Annotated in this window: 21 protein-coding genes; 10 read left to right on the top strand and 11 right to left on the bottom strand. The window is 73.4% G+C overall.

Translation table 11 applies throughout. From position 1 onward, the window contains the following. Positions 1-262: 262 nt before the first annotated feature. Positions 263-676, bottom strand: coding sequence for a hypothetical protein (locus IF99_RS0100915; protein ID WP_030994319.1), 414 nt, complete (start codon positions 674-676; stop codon positions 263-265). A gap of 317 nt (positions 677-993) precedes the next feature. On the opposite strand from IF99_RS0100915, the gene IF99_RS0100910 reads away from it, so the two are divergent. Both IF99_RS0100910 and IF99_RS0100905 read left to right on the top strand, forming a co-directional pair. Next, positions 994-1,836 (top strand): MurR/RpiR family transcriptional regulator, encoded by an 843-nt coding sequence (locus IF99_RS0100910; RefSeq protein ID WP_030994318.1) that lies wholly within the window; start codon positions 994-996, stop codon positions 1,834-1,836. Positions 1,837-1,939: 103 nt separating this feature from the next. Beyond that, complete coding sequence (locus IF99_RS0100905) at positions 1,940-2,524, top strand: hypothetical protein (RefSeq protein ID WP_030994317.1); 585 nt, start codon at positions 1,940-1,942, stop codon at positions 2,522-2,524. Between the two features lie 13 nt (positions 2,525-2,537). On the opposite strand, the gene IF99_RS0100900 is transcribed toward IF99_RS0100905, so the two are convergent. From IF99_RS0100900 to IF99_RS0100880, 5 genes are all read right to left on the bottom strand, one after another. Beyond that, on the bottom strand, positions 2,538-2,912 hold the full coding sequence (locus IF99_RS0100900) for a hypothetical protein (RefSeq protein WP_030994316.1): 375 nt from the start codon (positions 2,910-2,912) through the stop codon (positions 2,538-2,540). 6 nt (positions 2,913-2,918) lie between these two features. After that, positions 2,919-3,353: a roadblock/LC7 domain-containing protein gene (locus IF99_RS0100895; protein WP_030994315.1), complete on the bottom strand. Its 435-nt coding sequence runs from the start codon at positions 3,351-3,353 to the stop codon at positions 2,919-2,921. 38 nt (positions 3,354-3,391) lie between these two features. Next, complete coding sequence (locus IF99_RS0100890) at positions 3,392-4,246, bottom strand: hypothetical protein (RefSeq protein ID WP_030994314.1); 855 nt, start codon at positions 4,244-4,246, stop codon at positions 3,392-3,394. Between the two features lie 2 nt (positions 4,247-4,248). Next, the gene (locus IF99_RS0100885) at positions 4,249-4,692 is read right to left on the bottom strand and encodes a hypothetical protein (RefSeq protein ID WP_030994313.1); all 444 of its coding nucleotides are present in this window, start codon (positions 4,690-4,692) and stop codon (positions 4,249-4,251) included. Between the two features lie 318 nt (positions 4,693-5,010). Next, on the bottom strand, positions 5,011-6,393 hold the full coding sequence (locus tag IF99_RS0100880; protein ID WP_030994312.1) for a diaminopimelate decarboxylase: 1,383 nt from the start codon (positions 6,391-6,393) through the stop codon (positions 5,011-5,013). A gap of 340 nt (positions 6,394-6,733) precedes the next feature. Between IF99_RS0100880 and IF99_RS0100870 the strand changes: the two genes are divergently transcribed. Next, complete coding sequence (locus IF99_RS0100870) at positions 6,734-7,000, top strand: GlsB/YeaQ/YmgE family stress response membrane protein (protein ID WP_030994310.1); 267 nt, start codon at positions 6,734-6,736, stop codon at positions 6,998-7,000. Positions 7,001-7,204: 204 nt separating this feature from the next. Here the strand turns inward: IF99_RS0100870 and IF99_RS34595 are convergent, their stop codons facing one another. The 4 genes from IF99_RS34595 to IF99_RS0100850 form a co-directional block, all read right to left on the bottom strand. Beyond that, on the bottom strand, positions 7,205-7,843 hold the full coding sequence (locus tag IF99_RS34595; protein WP_234340537.1) for a hypothetical protein: 639 nt from the start codon (positions 7,841-7,843) through the stop codon (positions 7,205-7,207). Positions 7,844-8,241: 398 nt separating this feature from the next. Beyond that, positions 8,242-9,489 (bottom strand): hypothetical protein, encoded by a 1,248-nt coding sequence (locus tag IF99_RS33870; protein ID WP_030994308.1) that lies wholly within the window; start codon positions 9,487-9,489, stop codon positions 8,242-8,244. Positions 9,490-9,494: 5 nt separating this feature from the next. Then, a complete protein-coding gene (locus tag IF99_RS0100855; RefSeq protein ID WP_234340536.1) occupies positions 9,495-9,779 on the bottom strand; it encodes a hypothetical protein in 285 nt (94 codons plus the stop codon). 197 nt (positions 9,780-9,976) lie between these two features. Further along, a complete protein-coding gene (locus IF99_RS0100850; RefSeq protein WP_030994306.1) occupies positions 9,977-10,816 on the bottom strand; it encodes an SDR family NAD(P)-dependent oxidoreductase in 840 nt (279 codons plus the stop codon). Between the two features lie 144 nt (positions 10,817-10,960). Between IF99_RS0100850 and IF99_RS0100845 the strand changes: the two genes are divergently transcribed. Both IF99_RS0100845 and IF99_RS0100840 read left to right on the top strand, forming a co-directional pair. Beyond that, a complete protein-coding gene (locus tag IF99_RS0100845) occupies positions 10,961-11,614 on the top strand; it encodes a TetR family transcriptional regulator (protein ID WP_030994305.1) in 654 nt (217 codons plus the stop codon). A 576-nt stretch (positions 11,615-12,190) separates the two neighbouring features. Beyond that, on the top strand, positions 12,191-12,712 hold the full coding sequence (locus tag IF99_RS0100840) for a hypothetical protein (protein ID WP_030994304.1): 522 nt from the start codon (positions 12,191-12,193) through the stop codon (positions 12,710-12,712). Positions 12,713-12,969: 257 nt separating this feature from the next. Here the strand turns inward: IF99_RS0100840 and IF99_RS33865 are convergent, their stop codons facing one another. After that, on the bottom strand, positions 12,970-13,893 hold the full coding sequence (locus tag IF99_RS33865; protein WP_030994303.1) for a hypothetical protein: 924 nt from the start codon (positions 13,891-13,893) through the stop codon (positions 12,970-12,972). Positions 13,894-14,415: 522 nt separating this feature from the next. Between IF99_RS33865 and rpsJ the strand changes: the two genes are divergently transcribed. From rpsJ to rplB, 5 genes are read left to right on the top strand one after another with little or no spacing between them, the layout of a single operon-like run. Further along, positions 14,416-14,724 carry a 30S ribosomal protein S10 gene (rpsJ, locus tag IF99_RS0100830; RefSeq protein ID WP_003948644.1) on the top strand — a complete coding sequence of 103 codons (309 nt, stop codon included), beginning with the start codon at positions 14,416-14,418 and terminating at the stop codon, positions 14,722-14,724. A gap of 17 nt (positions 14,725-14,741) precedes the next feature. Further along, positions 14,742-15,386 (top strand): 50S ribosomal protein L3, encoded by a 645-nt coding sequence (gene rplC / locus IF99_RS0100825; protein WP_007825980.1) that lies wholly within the window; start codon positions 14,742-14,744, stop codon positions 15,384-15,386. A 7-nt stretch (positions 15,387-15,393) separates the two neighbouring features. Beyond that, positions 15,394-16,044, top strand: a complete 651-nt coding sequence (rplD, locus tag IF99_RS0100820; RefSeq protein ID WP_030994302.1) for a 50S ribosomal protein L4 — start codon at positions 15,394-15,396, stop codon at positions 16,042-16,044. Continuing rightward, positions 16,044-16,463, top strand: coding sequence for a 50S ribosomal protein L23 (gene rplW / locus IF99_RS0100815; protein WP_007825983.1), 420 nt, complete (start codon positions 16,044-16,046; stop codon positions 16,461-16,463). Before rplD ends, rplW begins: the two co-directional genes overlap by 1 nt. A gap of 40 nt (positions 16,464-16,503) precedes the next feature. Beyond that, entirely contained in the window at positions 16,504-17,340 is an 837-nt protein-coding gene (gene rplB, locus IF99_RS0100810) for a 50S ribosomal protein L2 (RefSeq protein WP_008747478.1), read from the top strand. Positions 17,341-17,343: the final 3 nt, after the last annotated feature.

Here is a 17,343-nt window from a genome sequence, read left to right as displayed (position 1 = left end):
GCCAGGAGGCGTGGCCTGGGCCTGACCCGGGCGGACGTCTCTCGCGGGGACCGCCGTCGTCCCGCCCCCCGGCCGCGAGGCCGGGGGTGCGGCGGTCCTCGCGCTCGGTCGTGTCCGGGGCTCCGCCCCCGGACCCCGTTCCGGGCTGCGCCCGCTTTTCGGGGCTCCGCCCCCGGACCCCCGTTTCGGGGCTCCGCCCCGGGCCCCGCTCCTCAAGCGCCGGAGAGGCTGAATTGTGGGGCGTTCTCGATCTGTGGTGCCCTCAGTCGCGGGAGCGGGCGGAACCCGCCGGGGCCGAGGGGCTGAAGCCGCGCGCTGCCACGTTCACGCCCACGATTCCCGCCCAGGCCACGATCAGGCCCGTCGTGCCGGCCTGGGTGGACGCGATCGCCGAGAGCGGGATCGCGAGGACCAGGGAGATCAGGGCGAAGGAGTACTGGTGGAGCCAGGTGCTGCCGTGGCCGCGCGGGCCGCGCGGGGCCGCGCCGCGGGCGACGACCACTTGCTGTTCGGCGAGGCCGCGGCGCACTCGGCGGTCGATCGTCTCGTCCACACGGTGCTCCACCTTCTCCAGGAAGGAGTCGATCAGCGCCGAGTCGTACTCCTCGCCCAGTTCGCGACGCGCCTGAAGGGTGGCGTCGAGTTCCTTGCGCAGTTCCCGGTCAGAGGTCTCCATACCCCGGGAGCGTACGGAGCGGCGGGCCGCCGCGCACGGGGGAAATCCCCCCTCTTCGCACGGTGGCCCGCCCCGCCCCACCAGTCAGCTCTGGGGCCTGCTGCCGTGGTTCGCCGCGTTCTTGCGGCGTGCCTTCTTCTTGCGGCGTCGCTTGGAGGACATGCGCGCTCCTTTCCGGCTGTGAGGGCGATTCGTGCCCGTTCGTATCCTTGCCGCCGGGGCGCCTGCCCGCATCCCGAAGGCCCTAATCCCCGGGAATCCGGGCCGGTTTCCCCGTACCGCATATATCCATGCAGCCGTCTGCTTAACTGAATGGCATGAGCGAGAGTGCCGCCGCACGGCTTCAGGCCCTGTTCGACGGGAAGCGCCTCACCCCCACGCAGCGCCGCATCGCGCACTGCATGGTGCGCGGGGCCGCCGAGGTGCCGTACCTCTCCAGCGTCGAGCTGGCCGAGCTGGCGGGGGTGAGCCAGCCGTCCGTGACCCGCTTCGCCGTCGCGCTCGGCTTCGACGGCTACCCCGCGCTCCGCCGCCACCTGCGCGAGAGCACCCCGGCTTCGAGCGAGTCCGCCGCGCCCGAGAGCGAGCCCAACGAGTACCAGCAGGCCGTCGCGGGCGAGATCGAGAACCTGCGCCGCCTCGCCGAAATCCTCGCCGACCCGGCCCCCGTGGAACGCGCGGGCGTGCTTCTCGCCGCCTCCCGCCCGCTCCCCGTCCTCGGGCTCCGCGCCGCCGCCTCGCAGGCCTTCGGCTTCTCCTACTTCGCGGCGAAGGTCCACCCCGACGTCCGGCTGCTCGACGAGGGCGGCACCATGCTCGCCGACCGGCTCGACGCCGCGCGCCGCGCCGGGGCGAGCACGCTCCTGTGCTTCGCCCTGCCGCGCCACCCGCGCGAGGTCGTCGAAGCGCTCGCGTACGCGCGAGGGCTCGGCCTCACCGTCGTCACCGTCGCCGACTCCTCCTTCGCCCCCGTCGCCGCCCACTCCGATCTGCTCCTCCCCGCCGCCGTCGGTACCGGGCTCGCCTTCGACACCGCGTGCGCCCCGATGCTCCTCGGCCGCGTCCTCCTGGAGGCGATGGCCGACCACATCCCAGGGGCGGAGTCCCGCCTGGAGGAGTTCGACGCGCAGGCGGCGGCACGCGGTCTCTTCGCGGACTGAGGGACCCCCGCCGCCGCTCCGGGGCTCGTCTCAGCATCTCTTCATCAAGCCCCGCTACCGTCGCTCGCCGCACAGGCGTACAGCTCACGGGAAGGGGACGACGGTGGCGAGAGGTGGTACGGGGCGGGGCAGGCGCGCGCTCGTCCGGGTCGCGGTGGTGGTGCGCGCGGGCGCGGCTCCGCTGTGGTGGTGGGGCCTCGTGGCGGCGGCGGCCGGGCTCGTCCCGCCCGGCCTCACCGGGCGCCGGATCGGGCTGTACGGGGGCGTGCTCCTGTACGTGCTTGCCGCCGCGCTCACCGCGTGCCTCCGCCGCGCCCGCTACCGCGCCGGGCAGGCGGGTGCCGTACGGGCCGCGCGCGAGGACATCCTGCGCGACCGGGCGGTGACCGTACGGGCCTGGCGGCGCGGGCACCGCTGGTGGCTCGCGCTCGCCGTGCTCGCGGCGCTCGGCAGCGCCTTCGCGGCCCCGGCGGCCGGCGGACTGATCCTGGCGGGCTGCGGGACCGGGCTGTGGCTCAAGGCGCGGTGGCTCGGGCACGCGGAGCGGCGCGCCGAGGCGCTGTACTGGCTCCCCGCGGACCGGCTCGACGGGCGCGGCGGCGGCCCCGTGTCCCGTACCACCGGGGGCTGGGCCACGACGGGGACCGGGGCGGGCGACGCCGCGCCCGGCGGAGCGCGGCGTCGCTGAGGAAGTCCTCGGCTCAGACCTCCAGTTCGGCCTCGATCTTCTTCAACTGGTGGCGCGCCATCGCGAGGTTGGCGCGCGAGTTGTCGAGAACGAGGTACAGGAAGAGGCCGTTGCCGCCCTTCGCCTTGAGCAGGCGGATCAGGTGGTACTGCGTGCCCAGCGTGATGAGGATGTCCTCGATCTGGTCCTGGAGCCCCAGGTGCTCCATCGTGCGGAGCTTGGCACGGACCACGTCGGTGTTCCCGGCGGCGGCGACCTCCAGGTTGAACTCCTTGCCGCCGCCCATCGTGCCGAGTGCCATACCGCTCGTGTAGTCGACGAGGGCGACTCCGACAGCCCCGTCGATCGATGCCATCGCGTCCTTGAGGGAGGCTTCGGTGTTGGCCATGAGTCGCTACATCCTTTCCGTGGCCGGCCTCGGTGACCGGACCGTCTCTCGTTGGTCGGCGGCGCGTTCGAGCGCCGCGTCGACCAGTTCGCCGATCCGGCTCGCGGACCGGCGTCCTTCCAGGTGGAGCCTGCCGACGTTGACGCGCGCGTCGGCCAGGAGCGTCAGCACGGCGGCGCCGCCCGCGGCGTAGGTCGCCACGTAGCCGCGCTCGCCGCGCACGAGGAGCTCGCGCAGGCCGCCGCGCCCCGTGGCCTCGGCCATCCGCAGCGCGACGCCGAGCGATGCGGCGGTGAGCGCGGCAAGGCCCTCCGCCTCGACGCCCGGGGTGTCCTGGGCGAGCACGAGCCCGTCCACACTGCCCGCGAGCGCCCCGGTCAACTGCGGTACGCGGGTCCGCAGCCGGTGCAGTTCATCGAGGACTTCGGCCTCCGCCGACATGAGTTGTCTCCTTTCGGCGCGTTGTCTCAGCCCGCGGATCACAGCGCGGCCTCCAGCGCGTCGCGGAGCCGCCGCAGGAGGGCGATGTCGGGGTCAGGCACCTCGGGCAGCAGCCCGCCGCCGAGGCGGGGGCGGGACGCGGCGAGGGCGCCGGGCGGGGTGCCCGGGGCGACCGGCGTGCCCGGCGGCGCCCCGTGCCGGGGCCGCTCGCCGCGGCGCGGGGCCCGTACGGGGCCGACGAGCCCCGCCGCCGCGAGCCGCCGCAGGTCGACGAGCGTGTGGTACGCGGGCCTGCCCAGCTCGCGGGCGATCTCGGGCGCGGTGCGGTGGCCGTCGACGAGCGCGAGGACGGGGCGGCGGCGCGGACTGACCGCGACCGGGCCGCCCGTCGTGAGGCGCCGCAGCGGCGCGTGGTCGAGCACGTCCGAGGGGTGGAGCCGGTCGAGGAAGGCGCGGCGGCGCAGGCACTCGCGCTCGACGGCGCCCGCGTCCACGGGGTGCGCGACCGCGAGCGGGTGCGCGCTCCCGTACCGGAAGCGCGCGGGGCCGCCCGCGGGGGCGAGCGTGAAGTACGCGGCGTCGTGGAGCGCGCCGAGGTGGCACAGCTCCAGCGTCCCCGCGCCGACGAGCCCGGCGGCGAGGAGGCCGCGCACGACCTCGCCCGTGTCGCCACCCCCGGCGCGCGCCGCGGCGAGGGCGGCGGCGGGGAGGGTGCTCCCGGTCGTCAGGAGCACGTCGAGCGGCGGCGAGTCGGGGGCCTCGGCGTGGACGATCCGGCCGTCCACCAGATGGAGCCGGCCCCGGTCGCGGCTCAGGGTCCCGGTCGCGCCCTCCTCGGCGAGGCGGCGCAGGAGCGGGGAGACGGTCACCGTCCCGGTCGTGAGCGTGTCCACGGTCACAGCACCAGCCGTTCGGCGATCTCGCCGACGCGGATGCGGGCGAGCGCGAGGTTGCCCTGGTCGCGGTCGAGCCAGAGGTGCAGGAAGACGCTGCTGTCGAAGGGCGTCCGCACGAAACGGAGGATGTGGTAGCTGTCCCGGTTGGTGACGATCACGTCCTCCACGGGCAGCGGTTGATCCCCGGGGCCCGCCTGGCCGCCCTGCCCGGCCGGGTCGCCCCCGGAGGCAGGGGGCGGCGGCTGTGCCGTCACCGCGAAGGCGCGGTGCTCGGCGGCCATGCGCGCCAGTTCGGCGGCCTCGGCGGCGGTCGCCTCGTGATCGCCGTTGGGGGACTCGCCGATCGTGCCCAGGGCGAGCCCGCTGATCCAGTCGACGACACCGGCACCTCGCGCGCCCGGGAGCCTCATGGCGTCCAGCAGGCACTCGTCAATTCCTGGCACGCGGAACGTCACCTTCCCCGACCCGAAGTACGGCTTGTGAGCACGACGTTACGCAAGGACTCACCCGGATGGGGGAGTTCTGGCATTTTCCAGCGGAACATGCGCCCGCCCCCTATCCTCGGGCCGCCTCCGCGGCCCCCGATGCCCCGATACGCCCCACGTGTTCCCCGGACGGAGCGGCGCGGAGCCGCCCGGGGAGATCGTGCGGGGGATGGAGGCGCGGATGGGGCGGAAGGGGAAAAAGAGTTCGGGAGTGGGGGAGTTGGGGTATTTTCCGCTCCCGCCGCCACGGAAAACCCCCGGCGGGGGGCCGCGCTGTCACAAGTCGTCGGTCAGCGCCCGCGTGTGGGCCGCGCCCGATTCGGTCACGAACTCGGCGAGCGTCTGAGGGCTCCGCACCGTCGCGAAGCGCACCCCCTCGGCCCCCGCCGCGAAGCCGTGGATGCCCGGCCGCGTCAGGCTGTCGTACGCCTGGTGGCGGGCGAAGCCGTACGCGCCCGTGTCGAGCACCGCGAGCCAGTCGCCCTGCTCCAGCTCGGGCAACTCGGCCCCGGAGGCGAGGAGTTCACCGTCGAACTGGGCGGGCCCCGCGAGGTCCTGGGCGAGCGCGGGACCCTCCTTGGGCCGCCCCTGCGCGTCGTACGCGGCGAGCCGCCGCCCGCACGCGTGCCCCGCCATCCGCGTCCCGACGTGCGTCACCGCGAGCCGCCGCCCGCCCATGGCTCGTACGTACTCCACCCGCGCGAGCAGGAAACCGTGCCCGGCGAGCAGTGAGCGTCCGAAGCCCGTCACGAGCGCGTACCGCCCGTCGAAGAGCCCCGGCACCCTCTCCTGGAGCAGCGCCGCGTACCCCGCGAAATCCGCCCCCGCGTGCTCCCCGACATCGCCCTCGCGCACCCCCGCCGCGAGCCCGCCGCCGAGCGCGAGCGCGTCGACCTGCCGCCGCCCGGCCGCCGCGTTGATCTCCTCGGCCAGCTCGTACACCCTGCGCACCCCCTCCGCGAGCCGCTCGGGCGCCACCCCGCCCGCGTTCTTCACCTCGGAGTGCGCGTGCAGTCGCGTCAGCCAGGGACGCTCGGCGAAGGCGGAGATGATCCACTCGCGCGCGCCCTCGTCCGCGAGCGGCACGCCGAAGACCGCCCGCCGCCCCTCGTCCGCGTGCGGATCGACCCGCACCCCGAACGTCGAGGTCGCCGCGGCCTCACCGCGCAGCGCGTCGAGCCGCTCCAGCTCCTGGGCGTCGTCCACGTCCACGAGCACCCCGCTGCCCAGCGCCTCGCGCAACTCAGCGACCGTCTTCGTCGGCGAGTCGAGCACCGTGTGCCCCGGCTGCACCCCGGCGGCCCGCGCGAGCGCCAGCTCGGCCGCGCTCGCCACCTCCGCGCCGATCCGGTCCTCGTAGAGCAGTCGCAGGACGGGCACGAGCGGCGTCGCGCGCACGGCGAAGGTGTGCCGCACGCCGGGCCCGCCCGGGGCGACGAGCGGGGCGAAGGCGGACTGGAGCGCGCGGGCCGTGCGGCGGATGCCGGTCACGTCGAGCAGCCCGGCGAGCGGCCGCTCCTCGCCGACGATCCCCTGTACGACGGCGGCCCGCACGGCCCGCTCGCGTCGCAGCTCACCCTCGGAGGGGCCGCCCGCGCCGGAGGGGCCGTCCGTGCCGGAGGGGCCGTCCGTGCCCTCCTCCGGTGCGGCTTCGCTCATGCGGTCATCAGACCACCGGGGACGGCGGGGCGCGAAAATTGGTGGACCGTGCGGGGCGCGGTCGCTGGGATGCCGGCCATGACACCGGACGCGAACACGACTTCCGCCGCCGGTCCCGCGCCGACGGTCGCGCCCCCACCTGGAGACGCCCCGCACACCGGGACGTCCTCCTCTTCGGTCTGCTGAAGGACGAGTTCCGCGTCATGGATGCGGGGAACAAGGACTGAGCGGGTTCGCCCCGGGCACACTGCTCTACACACGTGTAGTAGAGCGGGGTGCCAAGCGACCGGCACCGCCACCCACCGCGCCAGTCACCGCGACAACAGAGGAAGCAGAAGCCATGGAGATCTCAGGGTTCATCAGCGCCGTCATCATCGGCATCGTGATCGGCATCCTGGGCCGCCTGGTCGTCCCCGGCCGCCAGCACATCGGCATCATCTGGACGATCCTGGTCGGTATCGTCGCCGCCCTCGTCGGGACGTTCATCGCGGCGGCCTTCGGCGTGGCCGACACGAAGGGCATCGACTGGATAGAGATCGCGATCCAGGTCGTGCTCGCCGCGGTCGGCGTGGCGGCCCTGGACCGTGCCCGCTCCACGCACCGCTGACCCTGCCCGCAGCCGCCTCTTGGCCCCTGTCCGTACGGGCGGGGGCCTTCGGCGTGCGGCCGGTGGCCGTACGGACGGGTGGGGCCTGCGTGCGCATGGGGGTCCTCAGGGTGGAGCCGGTGGCCTGTACGCGCGGGCGGGGGACTTCGGCGCCGGGGCCCTGGCCGTAGGCACCCGCACGGGGGCGCTTCCGCGTCCGGGGGCTCAGTCGTAGGTCCAGCCGAAGGTCCCCATGGCCGTGTCGAACCACTCGACGAGCGTCGCGCCCAGCGGCTCCGCCACGTCCAGGACCGAGAACACCGCCACGCACCAACGCCCGCGCCCGCCGGGCACCTTCACCGCGTACTCGACCCGGCGCCCGGACACCGGCAGCCGCTCGTGCGCCGTCACCGGCCGCTCGCGCCGCACGGCCCGCCCGCCCGCCACCTCGGCGGCCTCCCACCCGGTCCCGGGCACCCCGTCCCCCAGCCCGACGACCAGGGCCGCGGGCACCCCCGACCCGGCGGCGGGCCGGTACACGTCCACCCCGCCGGCGAGACCCCCGAGAGCACCCCACCCCGCGCTGTCCTCGGCGGAGACCTTCTCCCAGGGGGCGGTGAGGAAGAGGCGGTACCCGGTGACGGGGGCGCTGGGGGGCTTCTCACCGGGGGAGGGGCTGCTGGGGGATGGCGTGGCGGTGATCGGCTCGGTGGGTGTGGGGCGCGGGTGCGGGACGGCCGGCTGCGCTTGCTGGGCGGGGGCCGACGGGGCGGTGGGCGACGGCTGTGCGGGCGAGGGCACTTGCCCGGGGGGTGACGGTTGCGCGGCGGGCGGCACGTGCCCGTCCAGCCGCGCTCGGATCATCTGCCGTGCCTGCCTGGTGGATTGGGCCTGCTTGAACAGGGGCGCTTGTCCGGTCGGCCGCTCCTGTCTCACCGGCCGTGCTTGCTCGGTTCGGCGTCCCCGCCTCACCCATCGGCCTTGTACGGCGGTGGGCCGCCCTTGCTTGCCTGGGGGCTGAGGGGCGGCGGACGGCTTCTGCTCGCTCGGCGGCGCTTGTCCGCTGGGCTGCCCCTGCCCGACCGGTGGCTCCCCCTTCACCGGCCTCTCCGCCCGTTCTGGCCCCGCCATCCGCTCTGCCCCGCCGATCCGTCCCGGCCTGGTCGCCCCCTCCGGCCCCGCCATCCCCTCCAGCCCCACCCCCCGCCGCGCCGCCGTACCGTCCGCCGCCATCCCCTCCCCTGCGGTCCCCTCCCGTGCCATCAGCCGCCCCCCGTCCTCATCCGGTCCTTCATCCCTCCGTACAGGCCGCCCGTCAGGTCGTCCCCGGTCTTGTCCCCGAGGTCCAGTGCCGTGCTTCCGGCCCAGGAGCCCCGCATCTCGCGCAGCCTCCTCCGCGCCTCGGCGTCGGTCGCCCGCAGTTCCCCGTGTTCGGGGTGGCGCGCGCTCAGGTTCTGTACGTCCTTGGCCCGGCGGCCCGTCTCCACGTCCCCCAGGGCGAGAGTCCGCTCGCGGCCGGTGATCTGGGGGAGGGGGGCCGCGTGGACCTCCTCGCCCGCGCGGAGCCCGGCGCGGCGGACCCGCTCCTCCAGCCGCAGCCGCCTCGCGCGGGCGGCGCGCCGCTTCGTGCCGGAGACACCCCCGCCCCGCCGCCGCGCCCGCCGCGCGGCAGCGCGCCGCGCCCCGCTCGTGGCACCCCGCGCCCGCCCCCGGGCCGCGTCCGAGGCGAGTCCGGCCGCCGTCGTACGGGCCGAGCCCTGGAGCAAGCCGACGGCGCGAGCGGCCAGCACTCCGTCGCGGGCGAACTTCAGGGCGACGATGTCGAGGACGACGTCGAACCAGGAGCACGTCCCCGTCGCGGCCTGCGCGAGGTGGAGGGCGGCGACGGACAGGCTCGCGCCGAGGGCGAGCGGCCCGAGGGCAGGGAAGAACATCGCGGCGAAACCGGCGAGCGTCGCCGCCCAGCCGAGCGCGTCGACGAAGTCGTCGAGGGTGTCGGAGGCGAGTACGCGCGAGACGAACGCGGCGGCGGGCACGGCGAAGTCGTCGTAGAGGGAGTCGGCGAGGGCGTCGTCGACGGCGGTGCGGACGAGGCGGGCGTGGCGCGCGGCCTCGTCCTCGTACTCCTCGGTGAGGTGGGAGAGCCGGGCGCGGAGCGGGGGGAGGCCGGGTTCGCCCGCCGCGCGGGCCTCGTCGAGGAGGCGGGCGGCGGCGGAGCGGAGGTGGTGGAGGGTGCCGGCCCAGGAGTCGAGGGCGCGGTGGACGCGGGCGTAGCGGGTCGCCGCGGTGGCGAGCCGGGCGGCGAGGTCGTGGGTGTGCTCGCGCAGGGAGTCGGCGTACCGGCCGCGCAGGACCTCGTCGTCCCCGATGAGGCGGAGGGCCTCGGCCTGCTCGTGGAGCCGCTCGGCGACGGCACGGAGGTGGGCGGCCTCGGCGCGCAGGGCCGCGGGGTCGCCGGGGAGGGGATCGTGGGTGCACAGCGGGTGCCAGTCGACGGGGGGCCTGGGCACGGGCTTCAGGTGCGCGGGGCGACACCGGAGAGACCGGCGTCGAGCGCGAGGAAGGAGTCGCGGCTGTGGGTGAGGAGGTGGCCCACGGTGTCGAGGGAGGTGAGGAGGCGGCTGCGGTTGTCGTCCCAGTTGTCGGCGAACTCGCCTACGGCCGAGGCGAGTTCGGCGGAGCCGACGAGCCGGGCGAGGTGATCGGCGCGGTCGTCGATGTCGCGGAACTCGCGTTGGAGCCGGGCGAGCCGGTCGGCTGACCGGCCGAGCAACGCGAGATCGACACGGAGGTCGGTCATGCGCGGCACGCTAGCCGAACGGGATCCCTCCGGCCGCCGCCCCGGCGGCCGCCCCCGGGCACCCGCAAGGCCCCGCCCGACCGCGCCTCACCCGAAGGAGTGAGGCGCCCGGTCCACGCCGCTCCACCCACTCCGGGAGGAGCCGGGGCGAGGGACGGGCGGCTGTCAATGCCCGCCGCCCGCCTGCCCCGAGCCCCTCATCGCTCCGTCGTCGGGAAGTCCGTCGAGCGGCTCAGTTCCTCCCACTTCGCGTCCTCCGCGACGCGGCCCGACCAGGCGGCGCGTCCGTACGCGTAGGCGTCGCTGCCGAGGAGGAGACGCACGGGGGGCTCGTCGAGCGAGGCGACCGTCAGGATCGCCCGGGCGACGCGGACGGGGTCGCCGGGCGCGCGGGTGTCGAAGTCCTTCCGCAGCTTCGCGGCCTCGGCCATCAGATCCTGGTACGGGCCGCTGGCCTCCGGGACCCTCATCGACGCCGCGCCCCAGTCGGTCCGCATGCCGCCCGGCTCGATGACCGTGACCTTGACGCCGAACGAGGCCGTCTCGGCCGCCAGCACCTCGGAGAAGCCGCCCACGGCCCACTTCGCCGACTGGTACGCCGAGAGCCCCGGGCTCGCGACGCGTCCCCCGACCGAGGAGACCTGGACGATGTGCCCGCCGCCCTGCTCCCGCAGCACGGGCAGCACCGCGCGGCTCGTGTACACAACCCCGTAGAAGTTCGTGTCCATCTGCCGCCGGAAGACGTCGATGTCGGTGTCCTCGATCGTGACGAGATCCGCCTGCCCCGCGTTGTTGACGAGAACATCGAGCCGCCCGAAGCGCTCGACCGCCTCGGCCACGACGCGCTCGGCGGCGGCCGGGTCGGTCACGTCGTGCCGGCTCGTGGCGAGCGCGTCCCCGTACGCGGCGCGCATGTCGTCGAGCGCGCGGGGATCGCGCGCCGTGGCGAGCACGCGGTGACCCGCCTTGAGGGCGGTCTCGACGAGCGCGCGGCCGAGACCGCGCGAGGAGCCGGTGACGAGGAAGACCTGGGACATGGGAGGAGCCTCCGGGAGAGGGAGAGAGCACTTAACGCATGTTGGGTGCGTTATCTGTCCGCCACGCTACACCCGCATCCATAGTTAACGCACGCGGCGCGCGTTAGCCGCTGACGCCCTCGCCCGGACGCTAGATTTGGTTCCATGCCCACCCACCGCCGCGCCCGCTCCCAGGAGGCCAAGCAGCAGCGCGCCGAGGACCTCCTCGACGCCGCTCGCCGGCTCGCGGCTCAGGCCGGGGGAGTGCGGTGCCTCACGCTCGCGGCGGTCACGGAAGCCGCCGGGCTCCACCCCTCGGCGATCCGTCGCTACTTCGCCAGCAAGGAGGAACTCCTCCTCGAACTCGCCGAACGCGAGTGGGTCGACTGGCGCGAGGAGGTGCTGCGCCGTGCGAGGGCCGCCACGGGGCTGAGCCCGGACGAGACGGCGGAAGTGCTCGCCACGGGCCTCCTCGCGCGCCCCCTGTTGTGCGATCTCTTCACGCACATCCCGCTGAGCCTGGAGGACGAGGTCCCCCTGGAGCGCGCCCGCCGCTACAAGCAGCTCTCCTTCGCCTCGGTAGCGGCGATGTCGGACGCGCTCGCCGCAGCGGGCGTGATGACGGCCCCCCAGGTCGCCGACCTGATCGCGGCCACCGCCGCCCAGACCGCCCACGCCTGGCAGATCGCCCACCCCACGGCCACGCTCGCCGCCCTCTACGCGGAGCACCCCGAGTGGGCACACACGGCCTACGGCCTGGACGAGAGGGTGACGAGGCTGCTGAAGGCGACGGCGAGAGGACTCGCGGAGGCGAACTGAGGTGGGCGGAGGCGGAGTTCAGCCCGGAGGGCTTCCCAGTCGAGGGGTGGGGAGGAGGGGCAGGGGGCCGGAGGTGGCTCCCGCGCCGGGCCTTGGGCGAGTCCCGCGCCGGGCCCTGGGGCGGAGTGGTGCGCCGGGGGCGGGGACGGAGTCCCGCGAGGGCGGCCCGGCGGCGAGGCCGGCCCGGGGCCGGGCGATCCATGCGGGAAGCGTCGCCCCCGCCGTCCCGCTCGGCTTCCCAAGGCGGGGCCTAAGTCCTCGGGCCTCCGGGGTTGCCGGGGTCCGCCCCGCCGGGTTCCCGAGGCCGAGGCGGGGTCCCGCAGTCTGCTGGGCCGGGGTCGTCACGCTCTGCCGGGCCGGGGTCCCGAGGCCTGCCCCGCCGTGGTCCCCGCCCTCTGCCCGCCAGAGCCCCGAGCCTTGCCCCGCCGTGGCCCCTGGCCGTCCGCCGGGCCCGCAGAAGGCCCTGAGGGAGATCGTTCGTTCTGTCCCGCGCGGAGTGATCGCGACCATCATCTTTTCTTCACTTTTCCCGATGGCTACGATCACTTGTCGTACGCAGGGGACCGATCCCGGGGAGTGGGCACAGTGCGAGGACGCCGTCTCGGCAGGTGGGGGGCTCTGGCCGGTGCGGCGGCGCTCGGTTGCGGGCTCCTCGGCACGGGGTCCGCGCACGCAAGCGAGGAGGTCCCCGAAACCGTCGAGGGCGTGGACATGGGCACGCAGGGTCCCTTCGCGGAGAGCGGTCCGGACGCCGAGGCGACCCGTGCGGCGGAGGAGACGACGGCCGCCCCCTCCTGCATCGGCACGACGGTCGCCTACGGCTCGACCGTCTGCTTCGTCCCGCACGGCGACGTGGTCTGGGTCCTGGACACCAAGAAGGACGGCATGTCGGCGGCGGGCGGTGTCTACACCGACTACGGCCGCGCCTCCCGCGTCTGCGTCAACAAGGCGGGCGTGAACCACTGGGTCAGGTGCGACTACGACTACTGGGAGAAGGGCAACATTCAGCTCCGCGCCCTGCGCTACGACTCCGGCACCCAGAAGTTCTACGTCCCTGACGCCTGGTCCGACTGGCTCCCGGTCGACGGCAAGTACTGAGCCCGCCGGGAGGGCGGCGGGCTCAGCGGTGGGCCGCTCGTGCGGGCCGAAGACGTCGGCGACGGTGGTCCGGACGAGAGCCCTGTCGAGCCAGAGGTGTGTCCACCTCCCCGTGCCCCGCGTGGCGCCGGGCACGTCACATCCGCGCAGGGCCAGCCCGGAGCACCGGTTCGGCGGCGTCCGCCTCCCGGCCCTGCCCGATCAGGAGCGCCCGACGTATGCCGTGGCGCAGGGAGCGATCGGCGGCAGAGCGGCGCTCACTCCTCGTCCCGCAAGACCTCGGGCAGGGTGGTGGCGGTCAGGGCGCGGTCCATCCATGTGTCGAGGGTCGCGGTGTCGGTGCAGGACTCGATGCGCGTGCGGGTCTCGTCGGGTACGTCGATGCCCCGGGAGCGCAGCACCTTGAACAGCGAGAGCACCTGGCCCTCCGCGCGACCTTCCGCCCGGCCCTCGGCCCGGCCCTTCGCCCGGCCTTCCGCGCGTCCCTCTTCCCTGATCTCCTCGCTCACCGGGGACGACCAGAACGACATGTCGACGGCCATGATGTTCCTCCACGTTTTTCCGGCAGGGCTCTTGCTGAGGCCCTGGGCGATCAGCTCCGCCCAGACGAGTGCTTCCGTTTCGGCGCTGTCGCGCAGTGCGGCGCACATCACCTTGATTGTGGCACCGACGGTCGGGGATGTGGCGTGTGTCATGACGGTCAGCGCCGACAGGGCGAGGTCCCGGCGGGCCGCCTCCGGGTCCGTGAGCGGGGCGAGCGTGTCGGGGCCGACCACGAGGGGGCGGACGGTGAGGGTGGGCCAGTCGGCGATGCCGTGATCGTGGGGCCGGTCGGCCCACGCGGACACCCGGCGGCTCTGCGTCGCGACGAGCAGGACGACGGGTACGCCGTACTTGCTCATGAGGAACGAGGCGTAGTACGCCCAGGCCGCCGGTTTGAGCGGGTCCACTCTGGTCTGCGATTCGAGCGCGACCAGGTACTCGCCGCCGCCGCTGTCCTTGACGCGCAGCAGGTTGTCGACGCGCCGTTCCAGCGGTCTCGCCTCGGTGAGGTCCGTCTTCTCCTCGCGGACCTCGGCGGGTTCCCCGACCTCCACGCCGAAGAGGCGCAGGACGCGGGCGTAGAGGGTCTTGTCCTGAAGGAAGACCCGGTGCAGGGCTTCGTGTGGTGCGGTCACCATGGCGTCACGCTAAGTGGTCCGTACGCCCATCACACCGGCATATGCCGGATCTTCGTCAGGACGAGCGAAACAGGGCCATTCGGTTGACTTCGCCCCCCGGTCGGCCCCGTCCGTGCCCCCTGGTCGGCCGACCGTCCCGCACCCCCGTTTGAAGCCCACCCCGCCCGGGGTAAGCTGTCCGGCCCGATTGGCGACCGGCTCGCTTCGTGTGGCACACTGACCAGGTTGCTCGGTTGAGTGCCGATGCTGCGCGCCTCCCGCCGGGAGGACCGGAAGCGAGTCCCACGGTACTCGTCGGCCCTGTTGAGGGCCGGACGTACGGGAATCTTCCGGGAAGCAAGGCGCGGTGCCGACCAGGCGCCCTGGTGGAGGCTCCTCCCCGAATCCCGCGGTCACGATCGCAAAACCCCAGCGGTTCGCTGTTGGCGGCAATGCGACACGCCCGACCGCGTGTGCCGGAGGGAAGCAGACAGGATCCCCAGGCCGCAAGAGCGTGACGAGAGACAGGACTACCAAGTAGCCATGGCGGGACAGAAGATCCGCATCCGGCTCAAGGCCTACGACCACGAGGTCATCGACTCCTCGGCGAAGAAGATCGTCGAGACGGTGACGCGTACTGGTGCGTCGGTCGCGGGCCCGGTGCCGCTGCCCACTGAGAAGAACGTGTACTGCGTCATCAAGTCGCCGCACAAGTACAAGGACTCGCGCGAGCACTTCGAGATGCGTACCCACAAGCGCCTGATCGACATCCTCGACCCGACGCCCAAGACCGTTGACTCCCTGATGCGACTCGACCTCCCGGCCGGCGTCGACATCGAGATCAAGCTCTGAGGGCCGGTGATCTGAGAATGACGAAGCAGATCAAGGGCATCCTGGGCGAGAAGCTCGGTATGACGCAGGTGTGGGACGACAACAACCGCGTTGTCCCGGTGACCGTCGTCAAGGCCGGTCCCTGTGTCGTGACCCAGGTGCGTACGAACGACAGCGACGGCTACGAGTCGGTCCAGATCGCCTTCGGCGAGATCGACCCGCGCAAGGTGAACAAGCCCCTCAAGGGCCACTTCGCCAAGGCCGACGTGACCCCCCGCCGCCACCTCGTCGAGATCCGTACCTCGGACTCCTCCGAGTACACCCTCGGCCAGGAAGTCACCGCCGAGACCTTCGAGTCGGGCGTGAAGGTCGACGTCACCGGCAAGAGCAAGGGCAAGGGCTTCGCCGGTGTCATGAAGCGTCACAACTTCAAGGGCCTCGGCGCCGGGCACGGCACCCAGCGCAAGCACCGCTCGCCCGGTTCCATCGGTGGCTGCGCCACCCCGGGCCGCGTGTTCAAGGGCCTGCGCATGGCGGGCCGCATGGGCAACGAGCGGGTCACCACCCAGAACCTGACCGTCCACGCCGTTGACGCGGAGAAGGGTCTGCTGCTCATCAAGGGCGCCGTCCCCGGTCCGAACGGCGGCCTCGTCCTGGTCCGCACCGCGGCCAAGGGGGCCTGAGGTAACGATGAGCACTGTTGACATCCTTTCGCCCGCGGGCGACAAGGCCGGGACCGTCGAGCTCCCCGCGGAGATCTTCGACGCGAAGGTCAGCGTTCCGCTGATCCACCAGGTCGTCGTCGCTCAGCTGGCCGCTGCCCGCCAGGGCACGCACAAGACGAAGACGCGTGGCGAGGTCCGCGGCGGCGGCAAGAAGCCGTACCGCCAGAAGGGCACCGGCCGTGCCCGCCAGGGTTCGACCCGCGCCCCGCAGTTCGCCGGTGGTGGCGTCGTGCACGGTCCCGTGCCGCGTGACTACTCGCAGCGCACCCCGAAGAAGATGAAGGCCGCCGCCCTGCGCGGTGCCCTCTCCGACCGGGCCCGCAACGCGCGCATCCACGTCGTCTCCGGCGTGATCGAGGGCGAGATCTCCACGAAGGCCGCGAAGACGCTGTTCGGCAAGATCTCGGAGCGCAAGAACCTGCTCCTGGTCGCCGAGCGCTCCGACGAGGCCGCGTGGCTCTCCGCCCGCAACCTGCCCCGGGTGCACATCCTGGAGCCGGGCCAGCTGAACACGTACGACGTTCTCGTCTCGGACGACGTGGTCTTCACCCAGGCCGCTTTCGAGTCCTTCGTCGCCGGCCCGCAGGCCAACGACAAGGAAGGGAGTGACGCCTGATGGCCACGCGTCACCCGAGCATCGCCTCGAAGGCGGCCAAGGCCGCCAAGGCCGCGCGCGTCGCCAAGGCGCGCCGCCACGAGGCCGAGGGCAAGAACACCGTCGAGACGCCGCTGAGCAAGAGCTTCACGGACCCCCGTGACGTCCTCCTGCGTCCGGTCGTCTCGGAGAAGAGCTACGCGCTGCTCGACGAGGGCAAGTACACCTTCATCGTCGACCCGCGGGCCAACAAGACCCAGATCAAGCAGGCCGTCCAGGCGGTCTTCGAGGTCAAGGTCACCGGGGTCAACACGATCAACCGCCAGGGCAAGCGCAAGCGCACCCGCACCGGCTTCGGCAAGCGTGCGGACAGCAAGCGCGCGATCGTGACCCTCGCCGAGGGCGACCGTATCGACATCTTCGGCGGTCCGACCTCCTGACGGAGGTCCGGATCGTTCGATATCGGACGAGGACTTAAGAATGGGTATCCGCAAGTACAAGCCGACGACTCCGGGCCGTCGTGGCTCCAGCGTCGCCGACTTCGTCGAGGTCACGCGGTCCACGCCGGAGAAGTCGCTGGTCCGCCCGCTGCACAGCAAGGGCGGCCGTAACAACGCCGGTCGTGTGACCGTTCGCCACCAGGGTGGCGGACACAAGCGCGCCTACCGAGTGATCGACTTCCGTCGTCACGACAAGGACGGCGTGCCGGCGAAGGTCGCGCACATCGAGTACGACCCGAACCGCACCGCGCGCATCGCGCTGCTGCACTACGCCGACGGCGAGAAGCGCTACATCATCGCGCCGCGTGGCCTCCAGCAGGGCGACCGGGTCGAGAACGGCCAGGGCGCCGACATCAAGCCCGGCAACAACCTGCCGCTGCGTCACATCCCGGTCGGTACGACGGTGCACGCGATCGAGCTCCGCCCCGGTGGCGGCGCGAAGTTCGCCCGCTCCGCCGGTGCCTCCGTGCAGCTGCTCGCGCGTGAGGGCGCCATGGCGACCCTCCGTATGCCGTCCGGCGAGATCCGCATGGTGGACGCGCGCTGCCGCGCCACCGTCGGTGAGGTCGGCAACGCCGAGCAGTCGAACATCAACTGGGGCAAGGCCGGCCGCAAGCGCTGGCTGGGCGTGCGCCCGACCGTTCGCGGTGTGGCGATGAACCCGGTTGACCACCCCCACGGTGGTGGTGAGGGCAAGACCTCCGGTGGTCGCCACCCGGTCAGCCCCTGGGGTCAGAAGGAGGGTCGTACGCGCTCTCCCAAGAAGGCGAGCAGCAAGTACATCGTCCGCCGCCGCAAGACGAACAAGAAGCGCTAGGAG

This window comes from Streptomyces sp. NRRL F-5630, from assembly GCF_000719475.1.
Classification (GTDB): Bacteria; Actinomycetota; Actinomycetes; order Streptomycetales; family Streptomycetaceae; genus Streptomyces.
Note: the sequence above shows the minus strand (reverse complement) of the source record. Positions and strands in the feature narration are given on the sequence as shown.

Coding starts and splice junctions, on each gene's coding strand:
- IF99_RS0100895 (WP_030994315.1), bottom strand. CDS start 3,353: ATGTCGGCGGAGGCCGAAGTCCTCGATGAACTGCACCGGCTGCGGACC.
- IF99_RS0100855 (WP_234340536.1), bottom strand. CDS start 9,779: ATGACCGACCTCCGTGTCGATCTCGCGTTGCTCGGCCGGTCAGCCGAC.
- rplW (WP_007825983.1), top strand. CDS start 16,044: ATGGCCACGCGTCACCCGAGCATCGCCTCGAAGGCGGCCAAGGCCGCC.
- IF99_RS0100915 (WP_030994319.1), bottom strand. CDS start 676: ATGGAGACCTCTGACCGGGAACTGCGCAAGGAACTCGACGCCACCCTT.
- IF99_RS33865 (WP_030994303.1), bottom strand. CDS start 13,893: ATGGTGACCGCACCACACGAAGCCCTGCACCGGGTCTTCCTTCAGGAC.
- rpsJ (WP_003948644.1), top strand. CDS start 14,416: ATGGCGGGACAGAAGATCCGCATCCGGCTCAAGGCCTACGACCACGAG.
- rplD (WP_030994302.1), top strand. CDS start 15,394: ATGAGCACTGTTGACATCCTTTCGCCCGCGGGCGACAAGGCCGGGACC.
- rplB (WP_008747478.1), top strand. CDS start 16,504: ATGGGTATCCGCAAGTACAAGCCGACGACTCCGGGCCGTCGTGGCTCC.
- rplC (WP_007825980.1), top strand. CDS start 14,742: ATGACGAAGCAGATCAAGGGCATCCTGGGCGAGAAGCTCGGTATGACG.
- IF99_RS0100900 (WP_030994316.1), bottom strand. CDS start 2,912: ATGGCCAACACCGAAGCCTCCCTCAAGGACGCGATGGCATCGATCGAC.
- IF99_RS0100910 (WP_030994318.1), top strand. CDS start 994: ATGAGCGAGAGTGCCGCCGCACGGCTTCAGGCCCTGTTCGACGGGAAG.
- IF99_RS0100845 (WP_030994305.1), top strand. CDS start 10,961: ATGCCCACCCACCGCCGCGCCCGCTCCCAGGAGGCCAAGCAGCAGCGC.
- IF99_RS0100880 (WP_030994312.1), bottom strand. CDS start 6,393: ATGAGCGAAGCCGCACCGGAGGAGGGCACGGACGGCCCCTCCGGCACG.
- IF99_RS34595 (WP_234340537.1), bottom strand. CDS start 7,843: ATGATCCGAGCGCGGCTGGACGGGCACGTGCCGCCCGCCGCGCAACCG.
- IF99_RS0100870 (WP_030994310.1), top strand. CDS start 6,734: ATGGAGATCTCAGGGTTCATCAGCGCCGTCATCATCGGCATCGTGATC.
- IF99_RS0100850 (WP_030994306.1), bottom strand. CDS start 10,816: ATGTCCCAGGTCTTCCTCGTCACCGGCTCCTCGCGCGGTCTCGGCCGC.